Here is a 16378-nt window from a genome sequence, read left to right on the forward strand (position 1 = left end):
ATCACTTCGAGTGAGTAAGATCCCTCAGAGACGATGAGGTTGATAGGTCCGAGGTGGAAGCGTGGTGACACGTGTAGCTGACGGATACTAATAGATCGAGGACTTAACTAAACTTCTTTATTGATATGTTGATTTACTCTTATTTAGTTTTTAAGGTATAAACTAAAAAATACCTTGCATTTTTAGATGAAAATGTATATAATAAAACTTGTCCTTATTTTTAAGGAAGGTCTGGTAGCAATAGCGAAGAGGTCACACCTGTTCCCATCTCGAACACAGAAGTTAAGCTCTTCAGCGTCGATGGTAGTTGGGGCTTTGCCCCTGCAAGAGTAGAACGCCGCCAGGCTTTTAGTTTTATTATAATTCCTCATATCGCGGGGTGGAGCAGTCTGGTAGCTCGTTGGGCTCATAACCCAGAGGTCGTAGGTTCAAATCCTGCCCCCGCAACCAATTAAATATTAATAAATTTCTATCCAGGTTCAGATGAATTACTGGGTGTTGATCTTATTTGTAAATTTGGTCCGGTAGTTCAGTTGGTTAGAATGCCTGCCTGTCACGCAGGAGGTCGCGGGTTCGAGTCCCGTCCGGACCGCCATACATATATTATTATAGTTTATTTCACACATGATTTCGGAAAACGAAACATGTGTTTTTTGATTTCTAAGGCTACTTTTCTTTGTTATATGTGGGAATTAGGAGTCGCGGAATAAATCTTAAATTCGCGGTAAAATAATGCAATCCGCAGAATTAATAACTGGAATCGTGGAATTATAAGGCTAATTCACGGAATCAAGCCTATGCAACCTAAGGGCACGTGGCCTAACCACTAGCAAAACTCCCGCGCCCATAAATGAAGTGAAAGTTATCTTCTCCAAAATTCAACATATAAAATTAATCTTCAATCTTTTCTACAATCCTTTTTTATTTTTCCTTTTTCCTATTCTTTTTGCTATCATGGTTATAGTTAATAAAAAGAATGGTGATCATGATGGACGAATTTTCATTTATAGATTCAATAAAGCAGCAAACCTATAATCAATCATCATTAATTAAAGGCATAGGTGATGATGCGGCGGTATTCAGAACTTCAATGGATATTGTCACAGCAGTGGACACGTTTGTAGAAAATGTTCATTTTTCTAAAGAGACAATGGAATCCTTTCATATCGGTTATCGTGCACTTGCAGCAAATATCAGCGATTTAGCTGCAATGGGGGCTTTGCCTGCCTTTTATCTTGTTTCGATTGTAATTCCTAAAGAATGGAATCAAGAGGAACTTGTTCAAATCTTTAATGGGATGAAAAGTTTAGCAGAACAGTACAAGATAGATCTAATTGGTGGAGATACTGTTTCAGGTAAGGAACTTTCTATTTCGATTACGGTTATTGGGTATACCATGAGAGAACGATCACGTTTCAGAAGTGCAGCTAGACAAGATGATATTGTATTTGTTACAGGGACATTAGGTGATTCGCAGGCAGGATTTCATATATTAACAAATCCCGATGACTATTTTGAACCCACTTATTTTATAAATAGACATCGGATGCCATCGCCACGTGTAGAATTTGCAAGTGGATTAAGTAATTTATCTAGAATAGCACTGAATGATATCAGTGATGGAATAGCAAGTGAAGCCAATGAGATTGCTGAAGCCTCACATGTTACAATTACATTGGTGGATGAATTACTTCCCACTAGTGCTGCATATAATCAATTCTCATTAGATTTGCAATATAAATGGAAATTATATGGTGGGGAAGATTTCGAATTGATGGGCACAGTACCAAGAGAAGATTGGGAAGAAGTGAAGCGAATCGCAGATCTTACGAATACAATCGTTTCTAAGATAGGATATGTTACCACTTCAGATAGGGGTGGACATGTATTTTTAAAGCAAAATAATAAAAATGATATTATCTTAAAGAAAAAGGGTTATACACACTTAAAGTAGGTGAATGACGTGGTAAAGATTCAGACAAACACTGAGCATGAAACAATTAGCCTTGCAGCAAAGCTTGCATTGCTGCTGAAACCTGGTGACGTAATTACACTTGAAGGTGAGTTAGGTTCGGGTAAAACTACTTTTACAAAAGGCCTGGCCACTGGACTTGGTGTGAAGCGTAATATTAGCAGTCCTACTTTTACAATTATAAAGGAATATGAAGGTGAACTTCCTTTATATCATATGGATGTCTACAGACTTGAGAATTCAGAAGAAGATATTGGTTTTGATGAATATTTTCATGGTAATGGGATTACTGTTGTGGAATGGGCACAGTTTATTGAGGAGTTCCTGCCTGAAGAAAGATTGAATATTAAAATCAGTTATATGGATGATCATAGTAGAGAACTGGAATTTACACCAACTGGTACACACTTTAAATGGGTTGTTAATGAATTGATGAGTTAGGAGTTAACTGGAATGAATATACTTGCAATAGATACTTCCAACCAGGTTCTTGGTGTTTCTTTATTGAAAGATGACCAAGTTGTTGGGGAAGTGATGACCAATCTCACGAAGAACCATTCCGTGAGATTAATGCCTGCAATCGATAATTTGATGAATGAGATTGCATTAAAGCCGGAACAGCTTGATAGAATTGTGGTTGCTAAAGGACCTGGATCCTATACAGGTGTCCGAATTGGCATTTCCACAGCGAAAACAATGGCATGGGCTTTAGACATCCCAGTTGTTGGTGTCTCCAGCTTGGAAGTGCTGGCATACCAAGGACGGTTCTTTCCTGAGTATATCTGTCCTTTTTTTGATGCGAGAAGGGGCTTGGTTTTTACAGGTTTATATCAATGGAAAGATAATAAGCTTGTGAGCGTTCTGGAGGAAAAAAATCTGTTAATGGATGATGTTTTAAAAAAGCTTGTGGAAGATCAGAAAAGGGTTGTTTTTTTAAGTCCTGATATTTCTATTTATAAAGAAAAAATTCAGCAAATATTAGGAGACCATGCAATTATTCCTGAGGGTCCATACCATATTCCACAAGCAGGCCATTTAGGCTTGGCTGGTTTAAACAAAGATTCGGATTCTACACATGAATTAACACCGAATTACTTACGTCTTGCTGAAGCTGAAGCAAACTGGTTGAAGCAACAAAAGGGAAATAAGTAGTATGGCAATAGTGACAATAAGGAAGATGGAACTTTCAGACATCCTTCAAGTGTTGGATGTGGAACGCGCCTCATTTGCGACACCGTGGACAACGGATATTTTTTATCAGGAATTGATTGATAATAAACATGCCCATTATTTTGTTATGGAACTAGACGGAGTAATTGTTGGATATATTGGGATTTGGATTGTGATTGATGATGCACAAATTACCAATGTAGCAATCTTACCGAGTTACCGTGGGAATAAACTTGGTGAGAAGCTTTTTGGCTATGCTGTACAATACGCAGTGGAAATGGGAGTTAAACGGCTTTCTCTGGAAGTTCGGGAGTCCAATTACCCTGCACAAGGTTTGTATAAGAAATTCGGTCTTGTTCCTGGTGGAATTCGAAAAAATTACTATACAGATAATCAGGAAGATGCTATCGTTATGTGGGTGAATTTAATATGAAAAAAAATACATTAATATTAGGAATAGAAACGAGTTGTGATGAAACTGCTGTAGCTATTGTGAAAAATGGAACAGAAATTATTACAAATGTTGTCGCTTCCCAAATTGAAAGTCATAAACGTTTTGGTGGGGTTGTTCCAGAAATCGCCTCAAGACACCATGTAGAGCAGATTACACTTATACTTGAAGAGGCTTTTCAGGATGCAAAAGTAACGTGGGATGAAATTGATGCGATTACAGTAACTGAGGGACCTGGTCTTGTTGGTGCGCTGCTCGTAGGTGTAAATGCAGCTAAAGCATTAGCATTTGCTAAACAAAAGCCCTTGGTGGGTGTTCATCATATTGCAGGTCATATTTATGCCAATCGGTTGGAAAAGGAGTTCCAGTTTCCATTATTGGCTTTAATTGTGTCAGGTGGGCATACCGAGCTTGTTTTGATGAAGGAACATGGGTCTTATGAGTTAATTGGAGAAACACGTGACGATGCAGCTGGAGAAGCTTATGATAAGGTGGCAAGGATGCTTAACCTGCCATATCCTGGTGGGCCACATATTGATCGATTAGCTACTAATGGAGAAAAAACAATTAATTTCCCGAGAGCATGGCTGGAAGAAGGAAGTTATGATTTCAGTTTCAGTGGATTAAAATCCGCAGTTATTAACAAGATCCACAATGCCAAGCAACGTGGAGAAACACTTAAAGATGAAGATATCGCTGCAAGCTTTCAGGCTAGTGTGGTGGAAGTTTTGACTGCAAAAACAGTAAAGGCAGCAAAACAATATAATGTAAATCAGGTTATTGTAGCAGGTGGCGTTGCAGCAAATAAAGGTTTAAGAAAAGAATTGGAAGCAGTCTTTCTGGATACCGGAATTCCATTACTAATTCCAGATATTACACTATGTACTGATAATGCTGCAATGATTGCCGCGGCTGGAACCATTGCATATGAACAAGGAAGACGTTCAGGGCTTGATTTGAATGCCAATGCATCATTACCATTAAAGTAATTAACAGGTTATTCACAAGTGTGTGGATAACTAGTAGGGATAACTGTAGAATATACATTTTCATTGTGGGTAAATATTGTTGATAAAAATAAGGGAATCTGTGTATAATGTGCATAACTTTGTTAATAACCTTATATAAAGCTACTTTAGCGAAATGAAACCTGTGGATATGCATCGTTATCCACAGAAGTTCAAGATAGAAACAAGGGAAGAAGCGGAAAGAAATTTAGGTGATGTTGTTATGAATAAAAAACAATCATATTTTATGCAGACGGATTTAATATTCATATTTACTTTATTCGTTTGTGTTAGTTTGCTAGCAATTTTCAATGCGCAACAACTGGAACAGTATGAAGATGAAAACTTTGTACTGAAGCAGATAGTATGGTTCATTGCTGGAGTCTGTATTGTCGCTGCCATACAATTTCTTGATTTGGAACAGCTATATAAGGCGAGTGTATATATTTATGGTGTAAGTATTCTTGCACTAATTATATTGTATATCAGTCCAGAATCCATAGCCGATCCAGTTAATGGGGCTAAAAGTTGGTTTAACTTTTTACCGGGATTTTCGATACAACCTGCTGAATTCACAAAAATTACAACGATACTCTACATGTCAGCAGTTATTAGTAGGCATAAAGCAAAATATGTAAGTGGAGATCTAAAAAGCGATACAATGTTATTGCTAAAACTCATTTTAATTACGATCGTACCAGTATTTCTAATTTTAATTCAACCTGATTTTGGTACATCAATGGTTTACTTATTTATTCTAGGAATGATGATTATTATATCAGGGATCAGTTGGAAAATGATTATGGGTCTGGTTGTTCTTATCTCTGCATTCGGGGCTTCTGTTTTAGGTTTAATTGTAAAGTTCCCCGATATGGCGCGTGAGCTTGCTGGGAGTAGGGCATATCAGATTGACAGGATTATGACTTGGTTTGATCCATCGCAATCTTCTGAGGGTGCGAGTTTTCACTTTGACCGTGCTTTAATGTCGCTTGGTTCAGGTCAGCTTTTTGGAAAAGGGATGAGTGGGGTGGAAGTATACTACCCTGAGGCACAAACAGACTTTATCTTTTCAGTAATTGGGGAAAGTTTTGGCTTTATCGGAAGTGCACTTGTTATCTTTTTATATTTCATTTTGCTGTATAAGCTTGTCACATTGGGGTTAAGTATTTATAAGCATTCGCCATTTGGTGCATACTTTTGTTTTGGATTTTTAAGTCTTCTATTAGTCCATGTTTTCCAAAATATTGGAATGACCTTGGGGGTTATGCCGATTACAGGGATTCCATTATTACTGATCAGCTATGGAGGAAGTTCGGTATTATCTACTATGCTGGGATTAGGTGTCGTTTATCGGGTAGCAGTAGAGTATACAATTCAAAATGATTATTTATTTAAGTAGAAAAAAGGTAGTATCTCTGTATATAACGGATTCTATTTAAGGGTGCAATATCAGAAAAAAGTAAGGTGAACGACATAAAGATTTGTAATAAAACTAGCAGAGCATTCACAAATGCTCTGCTAGTTTTTTATGATAGTCAGTTATTTTTTTTGTTCGTTATTACATTAACGAAAATGATGAGTTAAATAAACATTAGAACACAGTTCTTTATAAAGCAGATGAACGACCGACAAGGTAAAAATCTAGGCAAGCAGTCACTCATAGAGCAGATGAGCGACTGAACAAAGCCAAAATCTAAGCAAGCGGTCACTCATAGAGTAGATGAACGACTGAACAAGGTAAAAATCTAAGCGAACGGTCACTCATAGATTAGATGAACGACTTATCTAAGGATATTTTAATAAACGATAGACATACCTTTAGTTGAAGGTTCTCTTTCAGAACTAGTTAAACAGAATAAGGATCGGTGCTCATAATACCTACCGGGTCTTTTTATTTTAATTGATAAAATAACGGACTCTTTAAATATAAAATAGCAGATTAAGAACATCTATTCCCAATCTGCTATTTGGTATATGATTTTAAATGCTATTTCGGTTGCTAAAAGTATGTTTGGAACTCGAAAAGTGAACTCGTTGCGCTATATGATACTGCCTTTTTTATTAAACTTCTTCTTGTAACCCTGCCCATTCTTCCATTAGCCGTTCTGATTCCTGTTTGGCAGCATTCACTTTTTCAGTAAGTTCCATTGACTTTTCATGATCTTGATAAACTTCAGGTTTTGTCATTTCTACTTCTAATTGGGAAATTTTCACTTCCAATTGCTCTATCAATTCTTCAAGTTCAGCAATACGACGCTTAATTTTACGCTCTTCACTCTGTTGTTGTTTACCTTCTTTATAACTTAGTTTTTTCTTTTCTGGTACAGGCGCACTTTCCTTTTCTATCTGTAGTCTTTCTAATTCAGCTTCTTCTTCTTTCTTCTCCAAATAGTAGTCATAGTCTCCAAGATACATGGTAATGAATGAGCGCTGCATTTCAGCAACCTGATCGGCAATTTTATTGATGAAATAGCGATCATGCGAGACAAAGATAATGGTACCTGGAAAATCGTTTAGTGCAGCTTCCAGAACCTCTTTACTATCAATATCCAGATGGTTTGTTGGTTCATCCAAAATTAGCAGATTCGCTTTTTGCATTTTCAATTTTGCTAAAGCAAGTCGAGCCTTTTCACCACCACTTAATGTATGAACCGGTTTAAGAACGTCTTCGCCTGAAAATAGAAAATTGCCAAGAATCGTGCGGATATCCTTTTCGTTTATTGTAGGGTAATCATCCCATAATTCTTGCAAAATAGTTTTAGAGGAGTCAAGCTCTCCCTGTTCCTGGTCATAATAACCGATTTGAACGTTAGTGCCGATTTGAATTGTCCCTTTATCAGTTTTTAATGTACCTAATATTGCTTTTAGTAACGTTGTTTTACCAACGCCATTGGGGCCAACAAGAGCAATTCTTTCCCCGCGATTGACATGTAATTTGATATTGGAAAAAATTGGTTCTTTAGCATCTTCATAACTTAAGCTCAGTTGATCAATCTTTAATACATCATTTCCACTTCTTTTATCTATCTGAAACGAGAAGGATGCGGAGGATTCATCACCAAGTGGCCGGTCAATTCGATCCATTTTTTCAAGCTGTTTTCTCCGACTTTGTGCTCGCTTCGTAGTAGAAGCTCGTACAATATTTCTCTGTACAAAGTCTTCCAGTTTCTTAATTTCAGTTTGTTGTTTTTCAAATTCTTTTAATTCCTGCTCGTAATTTAAAGCCTTTTGTTCCAAATATTTACTATAACTCCCATGATATTTTCTCGTTTTATGACGAGCAATTTCATAAACAATAGTTACTGTCTTGTCGAGAAAATAGCGATCATGTGAAACGATGACGATGGCACCTGGATAGCTGACTAAGTAATTTTCCAACCAGGACAGTGTATCAATATCCAGATGGTTTGTTGGTTCATCCAAGATTAGCAGTTTCGGTTTTTGGAGTAATAATTTCCCTAGGGCAAGTCTTGTTTTTTGACCTCCACTAAGTTCCATAATTGGTTTGTTATAATCATAATCAGCGAAATTCAATCCGGTTAGCACAGATTTTATATCTGATTCATATGTATATCCTCCACCAGACTGATAAGCCAACTGGAGTTTATCATAATCCTTGAGCAGCTTTTCATATTCCTCACCAGCTAGATTGGAGGCATTCTCCATATCCTTTTCTAAAGCACGAAGCTGTTTTTCCTGCAATTTCAACTGGGCGAATACGTCGATCATCTCATCCCAGATTGTTTTGCCAGACTCCAATGTCATATGCTGTGAAAGGTATCCAAACGTAAGTTCTTTCGGCTTAAAGAAATCACCTTCATCATACGATAATTCACCAGCCATAATTTTAAGCAATGTTGATTTACCGGCACCATTTCTACCTACAATGGCAACCCGGTCATTATCTTTTATTTCTATTTTAATATTGGCTAAAATCTCTTCCGCACCGAATGATTTGGAAATGCCGTTTAATTGCATCAGTATCATTTCTATTCACCCCATCCTTCATAGTGTATCTTATAATTATTTAGTGAAGCAACTCAGATTGTGAAAAATATCACGACTTATTGTTAAATTTCTGTTAATATAGATGAAAGAACATATTTCGTCATATATAATAGGATTGAAAAGAGGAAAGTTTATGGATCAAAATAAAATTCCGCAAGCGACAGCAAAGCGTTTGCCTTTATATTATCGTTTCCTGAATAACTTGAATCAGCAAGGCAAGAAAAGAGTGTCATCGAAAGAATTGAGTGAAGCAGTTAAGGTTGACTCTGCCACAATAAGAAGGGATTTTTCCTATTTTGGGGCATTAGGCAAAAAAGGTTATGGCTATAATGTTGAATACTTATTAGGCTTTTTCCGGAGTACATTGGATCAACATGAAATTACAGAAGTTGCATTAATTGGAGTTGGTAATCTCGGTACAGCTTTTCTTAATTATAATTTCATGAAAAACAATAATATCCGTATCACAAAAGCATTTGATGCAGATCCAGAAAAAGTAGGTAAAGAAATCCGTGATATACCAGTTTATCATATTGATGACCTGGAAAAATTAGCTAATATAAAAGTTGCTATATTAACCTTACCAGCTGATGAAGCGGATGCAATTGCTAATAAGCTGGTTGAAAACGGAATTACAGGAATTCTTAACTTTACCCCTGCAAGAATAACCGTCCCGAAATCGATACGTGTCCATCATATAGATTTGGCCGTTGAATTGCAGGCACTTGTTTATTTTTTAAAGCATTATTCATTAGAGAAATAATCCATATAGAATTAGAAAAGGAGCAGAATCAAATCATTCTACTCCTTTTTATTTTTGATTTGAAAATATTGCCCCACTAGTTTAAATACAACCCAGAAATCCAAGGCAGCTATTGCTGCAAAGATTAGCGTAACCACATTCCAAACCGATCCCTCATTACTCTGTACAGCAAAGTATATAAATGCCATTCCCATCAGAGTATACATAAATGCTTTGATTAATAGTGACCTACCCATAAATTATCCTCCAATGAAAATCATTTGTAATTGATCAAGCTGCCTCTGAAATTCCTCCGGAGTCATTGAATATTGTGCCATAACAACCATTGTGTTCATACCAGCATGAACTAGAATTGGGACAATTATCCGTTTTGTTTTTACATATAGAAACGCAAATACAAAGCCCATCGAAGCATATATTAAGATGTGCTGTGGTTCACCATGGATGAATCCAAAGATGAGAGCGGAAAGTAATCCGGCGAAAAAGAAGTTCATTCGTTTATAAAGTGAACCGAAAATAATCTTCCGGAAAATTAATTCCTCCAATATTGGTGCAATAATGGCTGGAATAAGTATGAATAATGGAGCTGCTCGGCTAATATCCATAATCTGTTGAGTATTTTCAGAACCAGGGTCTATCCCAAACAATTCCATTTCAATCATAGCAGCAATTCCTTGAGAGAATAAAGCCATAAATACACCAAGTACAGACCAAAGCACAACGGTTCCGACAGATGCAGCGTTTCTTGCACTTTCCATCTGCATATCAGGCTTCATAATAATAAGTATCACGGCAAGGCCTGCGATAAAGCTAAAGATTGTCCAATAAATAGCAGCGTCGAAAGGTGTAATGGGTAATATGCTTAAGAGTAATGGTGCACCTATGATGACGGAATATTGAACGATAATATATGTGAGAATTACGTACCAGTATCTTCTAGCCAAATGAACGTCTCCTTTAAATCATTTTGTGCGTTTTCATATCATCCATTCTAACATAATTTAGATGATGCATTATAATCGTATGTCCTTAAGTAAGGCACTTTCCGAAATGTTTGCTTTTTAAGTTATCGCAGAGTTGAGATAAACTGTGTATTAAAATAAGAAACTTCGGTAACCGCTCTGGGAAATACAATGCGCATCCGCCCGGAGGGATCCCGGACGGCAGAAAAAGCACACGTCTTTGGAAATCAATCGGCAGTCAATTCGTAGTTTAAGATTTTGTGCCAAAAATAGCATATTTTCGATGGGACAAGCGACTGTAATGCCAAGCTTTTAGGAGACATCTTAAGTTAAAAACATCTTCTCTTCTTATATAGTATTAAAAAGATGGAAAAATAAAACATACTTTGCTTGCATTTTTCGGATAAATTAATTATTATATTAATTAGGAGTTAGCACTCACCATGTGAGAGTGCTAATAAACTAAAATAAAGATATGGAATTAAGGAGGCATTCTACATGATTAAACCACTAGGAGATCGTGTTGTTATCGAACTTGTTGAGCAAGAGGAAACAACTGCAAGCGGAATTGTACTTCCGGATTCGGCACAGGAAAAGCCACAAGAAGGTCGCATTATCGCAGTAGGTTCTGGTCGAGTAACTGAAAATGGAGAAAAAGTGGCACTTGAGGTTTCTGAAGGTGACCGTATCATTTACTCTAAATTTGCTGGCACTGAAGTGAAATATGAAGGTAAAGAATACTTAATTCTTCGTGAAAATGACATTTTAGCTGTAGTTAGCTAACTAAAACATACATTTAACTACTTACTTATTTTTATAAATAATAACATGATTTAATTAAAGGAGGAATTTTCTTATGGCTAAAGATATTAAATTTAGTGAAGACGCACGTGGTTCTATGCTTCGCGGTGTGGATACATTAGCAAACGCTGTCAAAGTAACTTTAGGACCAAAAGGACGTAACGTAGTTTTAGATAAAAAATTCGGTTCACCGCTAATTACAAATGATGGTGTAACGATTGCTAAAGAAATCGAACTTGAAGATGCTTTTGAAAATATGGGAGCACAGCTTGTATCTGAAGTTGCATCAAAAACAAATGATGTAGCTGGTGATGGTACAACTACAGCAACTGTACTTGCACAAGCAATGATCCATGAAGGTTTGAAAAACGTTACAGCTGGTGCAAACCCTGTAGGTATTCGCCGTGGAATCGAGAAGGCTGTTGCAACTGCAGTTGAAGAATTAAAAACTATTTCACAACCAGTTGAAAACAAAGAATCTATCGCACAAATTGCTTCTATCTCAGCATCTGATGATGAAGTTGGTAGCCTAATTGCTGAAGCGATGGAACGTGTTGGTAATGATGGTGTTATTACAATTGAAGAATCTAAAGGCTTCAACACGGAATTAGAAGTTGTTGAAGGGATGCAATTTGATCGCGGATACTCTTCTCCATACATGGTTACTGACCAAGATAAAATGGAAGCAGTTCTAGAAGATCCTTACATTCTAATCACAGATAAGAAAATCGGTAATATCCAAGAAGTATTGCCAGTACTTGAACAAGTAGTACAACAAGGTAAACCACTTCTTCTAATCGCAGAAGATGTTGAAGGGGAAGCACTTGCAACATTAGTTGTAAACAAACTCCGCGGAACATTTAACGCAGTAGCAGTTAAAGCTCCAGGATTCGGTGACCGTCGTAAAGCAATGCTTGAAGACATCGCTATCCTAACTGGTGGAGAGGTTATCACTGAAGATCTTGGACTTGATCTTAAATCTGCAACAATTGAACAATTAGGCCGTGCTTCTAAAGTTGTTGTAACAAAAGAAAATACGACTGTTGTTGAAGGTGCTGGAAGCCCTGAAGCAATAAGCGGACGAGTTGCACAAATCCGTGCACAAGCAGAAGAAACAACTTCTGAATTCGATAAAGAAAAATTACAAGAGCGTCTTGCTAAATTATCTGGTGGTGTAGCAGTAGTTAAAGTTGGTGCTGCAACCGAAACAGAATTGAAAGAACGCAAATTACGTATCGAGGATGCATTAAACTCTACACGTGCTGCAGTTGAAGAAGGCTTCGTATCCGGTGGTGGTACAGCACTAATCAACGTTTACAACAAAGTAAGCGAACTAAAACTAGAAGGTGACGAAGCAACTGGCGTGAAAATCGTTCTTCGTGCAATTGAAGAACCAGTACGTCAAATTGCACAAAATGCTGGTCTAGAAGGATCTATCATCGTTGAGCGCCTGAAAGGTGAAAAAGTTGGTGTAGGATACAACGCAGCAACTAACGAATGGGTAAACATGGTTGAAGCGGGTATCGTTGACCCTACTAAAGTAACACGTTCTGCACTACAAAACGCAGCATCTGTAGCAGCAATGCTATTAACTACAGAAGCGGTTGTAGCTGACAAGCCTGATGAAGGCGGTGGAGCACCTGCAATGCCTGATATGGGCGGCATGGGTGGAATGGGCGGCATGATGTAGCCCACTTAAATAACATTGATATGACGGGGTTTGCCTAATGGCAGACCTCGTTTTTTTGACGAAAAGGTAACATTTATTTTTAAAAAGATAATTTTTGTAATATATCTTCATTCATCAAAGTTATATTGTCAATCGATTTAATTTTCATTTTCTCTGTAACGTGTGTATAAACTTTTAAGGTTGTATCAGGATCTTCATGGCCCATAAGGGGAGAGTTGTCATATTAGATGGCGAACCAGCATAAGAAATTATCTTTTAACAAATCACCTCCAATATTTTTGGAGGTCTTTTTTTGCACTTGAAAGGGGTAAATTTGAATGAAAGGAAAACTTATTTTTTCTGGTGGATTTGTTTGTGCATATGAAAATAATAAAAAAGGATGGTATTGAATGGATTCATATAAAGCAAGAATTGAACCAAACAATGAAAATGTTATTGGGGTAGTTGCAGATTTATATATTACCAATACTGAAACAGACAAAGAAGTTTCGCTTTGGGTGTTAAATGGTGACTATGAAGATAAAGAGGATTTATATATCTGTCCGACTGATCCTGATTCAGAATATGATGATTTGATGGTTGTTTATATGTATAATGTGCTTTCAGATGAAAAATTTCATGAGTTACAAAGTAATATTTTCCATCATACCGACCTTCAGGTGATGAACTTAGAAAGTGCTGATTTACAGATTGATTTACAAGAATACTTTCATGATGAGGAAAAGAAGCAAGTAAAGGCGAAGAATTATGAAATGGAAATGTGAGGGCTTCCTAATGGAAGACATTTTAATTTTTATATGAGGAAGGATGAGTGAAATTGAATAACGGATTAGCGAAATCCCGAATTTATATTGGTCGGGGTGAAGTGTACTTGATTGAAGGGTTAGAATTAGACATTGAATTTGACTATTTGTCACTGGAAGACCGAACTAAAGCAATCCTTGAATTAGAGGATTATATTCAATCACATGATATACAGCCTGTTAAAATTGAGGATGGCTATGCAGAAGTTGAAGAAGATAAACTTTTTTATGTTGTAGATGCAGGGGTGATTGGTTATGCTACAGGATTTGAAGTGGGAGAAAGCCAATCAAAGAATCAATGAACACAACGAGTTTTGGACGAATTTTATAAAGATTGCCTTTCTTTTTGGAACAAGGAAAAAGAGCACGGAACAGTTCTAGGTAATAGTCCTGAACAACTAGCCATACAGGATGTCTCTTTTATTAAACATGATCCAAGCGTACCGAATGGAGATTTATTAGATAGGGATACAAAACAAATGTGGCTAATAGAAAAGAAGAATCAATTATTGGATAACAAGTGTAAAGCACAAATAGCTGATATGGAAATGTAATTGTGGGCTTCCTGATGGGAGTCCTTTTTAATTTATGAAAGGATGATTTTTCCTGAAGAGAAAAACATTTGAGCAAAAACGAGAAGAAGTGAAGCAATTAACGGAAACAATGAACCAATCCATTGAATCCTATTTTGAAACACCTGAACAAATGGCTGAGCACTTAGCGTTTATGATGCAGTTCTATCAATACTCATTACGAAATACTGCCCTTATTCAAAATCAATTTAGAGATGTACAGGCAGTAGGAAGTTATAAGTTTTGGCAGGAAAAAGGCTTTCAAGTTCAAAAAGGAGAACAAGCAATTAAAATTCTAGTGCCAAACAAGACGCAGCCGAAATTTAAAAATACAGACGGTAAGTGGAAAAGTATTAAAAAGGCGAGTGAACAGGAAAAAGAGTTGCTAAAAAAGGGAGATTTAAAGAAAAAGAAAAGTGAATTGTATTTTGGCAGAGGAAATGTTTTTGATGTATCGCAAACAGATGCAAAGGCTAGTGATCTTCCTGATATTTTCCCGAATAGATGGCTGGAGGGTGATGTTGCAAACTATCAAGATATATTAGAAGCGATGAGAAAGGTCGGAAACAAACTAGATGTCACAATTGGTGATCCATGGGAAGAACTAGGGTCTGCGAAAGGTGTGTTTTATCAGGGGATAGGCGATAGAAAGAATCATATTGGTTTAAATCCACGTAATGGTGAATTGCAAAATGTGAAAACATTAATACATGAATTAGCTCATGCTAAGTTGCATGGTACACCTGAGAAGCATTTCAACCTTTCGTCAGAGGAAAAGGAATTCCAAGCAGAAATGACGGCTTATGCAGTTGCATCGTACTTTGGTATTGATACGAGTGATTATTCTTTGGGCTACCTTGCTAACTGGACACAAGGAAAGGAATTAAAAGATAAAGCGAAGTTATTGGAAGAAGTGAGAGAAGCAGCAGTTGAGTTTATTGAGATTATGGAGCCTAAATTGGTGAAGGAGCAATCAAAAAGTATTGATAAGGAAAAAGAGTTTTTGCAAGCTATTCAAGGTAGGGAAGATATTTCAGAACTGACAGAAGTAAATAAAGAGGCAATGGATTATGTGATTAATAATTTGGATGAAGTTCATACAAAAGGTTTGTACTATCTTGTGGATGGTGATGAAGTTGTTGGGATGGATAACTCAACGAATGACGCTTGGACTGAAGAATTTGATCACATTGTAAAGTGTAAGGCATGGTTAAAACGATATGATTTAGATATGGAGAAATCACAAATATTTATTGAATGGTCAGAGGCACCAGAGTTAGGATCTGATTTAATGATGGATTTTGCTAAAGGTAATGAAATCATGGGGAAATTGGAAGAAAAGTATCAAGGTGACAGTAGATACTACAAAACTCGTTATCATATTGTGTTTCCCGAAACCGACATTTCGAAAATGAGAGTTGTTAGTATGGATCGGTTAGATATTGGGGATGGTGAATTCTTGAATCCTCATCATCAGGTACGAAAAGAAGGAAACCTTACAGAAGAGCAACAAAGGATGCTTGATGATACTTATTATGATTTTTTACTTGAAAACGAGAAAAAGGATATTGAAGAATGGTTAAAAGGTAAAAACGCAAAGAGAAAACTACAAGAAATAGACATGGAAATGATGTGAAAAATTTATTTATTGTTATACTTACTGTAAGTGTAACAGGGCTTTCATAGTGGGAGTTCACCCCTATTTAAAAAGGGTGGTAATAGTTTAATATTACATTATATGATCATTGTAGAGTATCTAATTATCCTGGTGTTCTTGTTTGGAACAGGGGGTGTTCTATTTCAGAACCCCCTTCATTTTTAGGTCTACCTCCTTTTTTGCGAAGGTTCTTGCAGCTGAATGGTAGTCCTTTTCATAGTTTTTGGCTTGAATTTAGCTTAGAGATGATTCATCTCCTTTTCTTGAAGGACACATATTTAATTCAAGAACCGCCCCATTCAATTATTACGGAAGGTGATTATTATTTAAATCAAAGCCGTTTTGCAGCGTTTTTATCTGAAAACGGATTGAACTATGATAAAGCGAAATTAAATATGTATATTAAACGTGGCATCGTTCCAAAAGCCAAATATTACAATTAGTGGAACAAAATATTGGGAACGTTTAACATGCGAAAATTTTTTAGAGGAACAGCTGCGGAAAAGTAGTAACTAAACTGGG

At 36.7% G+C, this 16378-nt stretch carries 17 protein-coding genes, 2 tRNA genes and 2 rRNA genes; 18 read left to right on the plus strand and 3 right to left on the minus strand.

Annotated elements, in window-relative coordinates; all coding sequences use genetic code 11:
- The 10 genes from BV906_RS15605 to BV906_RS15650 all read left to right on the plus strand — a co-directional run.
- Positions 1 to 111, plus strand: a 23S ribosomal RNA gene (locus BV906_RS15605); the annotation flags it as partial.
- Positions 112 to 230: 119 nt separating this feature from the next.
- A 5S ribosomal RNA gene (rrf, locus tag BV906_RS15610) occupies positions 231 to 346 on the plus strand.
- 27 nt (positions 347 to 373) lie between these two features.
- A tRNA-Met gene (locus BV906_RS15615) sits at positions 374 to 450 on the plus strand.
- 68 nt (positions 451 to 518) lie between these two features.
- Positions 519 to 595: transfer RNA gene (locus BV906_RS15620), tRNA-Asp, on the plus strand.
- 393 nt (positions 596 to 988) lie between these two features.
- A complete protein-coding gene (gene thiL, locus BV906_RS15625) occupies positions 989 to 1954 on the plus strand; it encodes a thiamine-phosphate kinase (protein ID WP_087974561.1) in 966 nt (321 codons plus the stop codon).
- A 9-nt stretch (positions 1955 to 1963) separates the two neighbouring features.
- Complete coding sequence (gene tsaE / locus BV906_RS15630) at positions 1964 to 2413, plus strand: tRNA (adenosine(37)-N6)-threonylcarbamoyltransferase complex ATPase subunit type 1 TsaE (protein WP_087974562.1); 450 nt, start codon at positions 1964 to 1966, stop codon at positions 2411 to 2413.
- 12 nt (positions 2414 to 2425) lie between these two features.
- A complete protein-coding gene (gene tsaB, locus BV906_RS15635; RefSeq protein WP_087974563.1) occupies positions 2426 to 3124 on the plus strand; it encodes a tRNA (adenosine(37)-N6)-threonylcarbamoyltransferase complex dimerization subunit type 1 TsaB in 699 nt (232 codons plus the stop codon).
- 1 nt (position 3125) lies between these two features.
- Positions 3126 to 3575, plus strand: a complete 450-nt coding sequence (gene rimI, locus BV906_RS15640) for a ribosomal protein S18-alanine N-acetyltransferase (RefSeq protein ID WP_087974564.1) — start codon at positions 3126 to 3128, stop codon at positions 3573 to 3575.
- Positions 3572 to 4582 carry a tRNA (adenosine(37)-N6)-threonylcarbamoyltransferase complex transferase subunit TsaD gene (tsaD, locus tag BV906_RS15645; RefSeq protein WP_087974565.1) on the plus strand — a complete coding sequence of 337 codons (1011 nt, stop codon included), beginning with the start codon at positions 3572 to 3574 and terminating at the stop codon, positions 4580 to 4582. The genes rimI and tsaD overlap by 4 nt, the downstream gene beginning before the upstream one ends.
- Before the next feature lie 154 nt (positions 4583 to 4736).
- Positions 4737 to 5999, plus strand: a complete 1263-nt coding sequence (locus BV906_RS15650) for an FtsW/RodA/SpoVE family cell cycle protein (protein ID WP_245844216.1) — start codon at positions 4737 to 4739, stop codon at positions 5997 to 5999.
- Between the two features lie 662 nt (positions 6000 to 6661).
- Here BV906_RS15650 and BV906_RS15655 read toward each other — a convergent pair.
- Positions 6662 to 8587 carry an ABC-F family ATP-binding cassette domain-containing protein gene (locus BV906_RS15655; protein WP_087974566.1) on the minus strand — a complete coding sequence of 642 codons (1926 nt, stop codon included), beginning with the start codon at positions 8585 to 8587 and terminating at the stop codon, positions 6662 to 6664.
- Between the two features lie 154 nt (positions 8588 to 8741).
- Between BV906_RS15655 and BV906_RS15660 the strand changes: the two genes are divergently transcribed.
- The gene (locus tag BV906_RS15660) at positions 8742 to 9371 is read left to right on the plus strand and encodes a redox-sensing transcriptional repressor Rex (protein ID WP_087974567.1); all 630 of its coding nucleotides are present in this window, start codon (positions 8742 to 8744) and stop codon (positions 9369 to 9371) included.
- Between the two features lie 38 nt (positions 9372 to 9409).
- Here the strand turns inward: BV906_RS15660 and BV906_RS15665 are convergent, their stop codons facing one another.
- Entirely contained in the window at positions 9410 to 9607 is a 198-nt protein-coding gene (locus BV906_RS15665) for a YdiK family protein (RefSeq protein ID WP_087974568.1), read from the minus strand.
- Between the two features lie 3 nt (positions 9608 to 9610).
- The gene (locus BV906_RS15670; RefSeq protein WP_087974569.1) at positions 9611 to 10315 is read right to left on the minus strand and encodes a CPBP family intramembrane glutamic endopeptidase; all 705 of its coding nucleotides are present in this window, start codon (positions 10313 to 10315) and stop codon (positions 9611 to 9613) included.
- Positions 10316 to 10831: 516 nt separating this feature from the next.
- Here BV906_RS15670 and groES point away from each other — a divergent pair.
- From groES to BV906_RS15705, 7 genes are all read left to right on the plus strand, one after another.
- A complete protein-coding gene (groES, locus tag BV906_RS15675; RefSeq protein ID WP_087974570.1) occupies positions 10832 to 11116 on the plus strand; it encodes a co-chaperone GroES in 285 nt (94 codons plus the stop codon).
- A gap of 73 nt (positions 11117 to 11189) precedes the next feature.
- The gene (groL, locus tag BV906_RS15680) at positions 11190 to 12824 is read left to right on the plus strand and encodes a chaperonin GroEL (protein ID WP_087974571.1); all 1635 of its coding nucleotides are present in this window, start codon (positions 11190 to 11192) and stop codon (positions 12822 to 12824) included.
- A 389-nt stretch (positions 12825 to 13213) separates the two neighbouring features.
- Positions 13214 to 13588, plus strand: a complete 375-nt coding sequence (locus tag BV906_RS15685) for a hypothetical protein (protein WP_087974572.1) — start codon at positions 13214 to 13216, stop codon at positions 13586 to 13588.
- Positions 13589 to 13641: 53 nt separating this feature from the next.
- On the plus strand, positions 13642 to 13929 hold the full coding sequence (locus tag BV906_RS15690) for a hypothetical protein (protein WP_087974573.1): 288 nt from the start codon (positions 13642 to 13644) through the stop codon (positions 13927 to 13929).
- Positions 13930 to 13941: 12 nt separating this feature from the next.
- A complete protein-coding gene (locus tag BV906_RS15695) occupies positions 13942 to 14181 on the plus strand; it encodes a hypothetical protein (RefSeq protein ID WP_087974574.1) in 240 nt (79 codons plus the stop codon).
- 88 nt (positions 14182 to 14269) lie between these two features.
- Complete coding sequence (locus tag BV906_RS15700) at positions 14270 to 15835, plus strand: LPD25 domain-containing protein (protein WP_176330375.1); 1566 nt, start codon at positions 14270 to 14272, stop codon at positions 15833 to 15835.
- A gap of 284 nt (positions 15836 to 16119) precedes the next feature.
- Positions 16120 to 16299 (plus strand): hypothetical protein, encoded by a 180-nt coding sequence (locus BV906_RS15705; protein ID WP_140322012.1) that lies wholly within the window; start codon positions 16120 to 16122, stop codon positions 16297 to 16299.
- Positions 16300 to 16378: the final 79 nt, after the last annotated feature.

The sequence above is a fragment of the Oceanobacillus rekensis genome, assembly GCF_002153375.1.
In the GTDB taxonomy this organism is placed as follows: domain Bacteria; phylum Bacillota; class Bacilli; order Bacillales; family Amphibacillaceae; genus Oceanobacillus; species Oceanobacillus rekensis.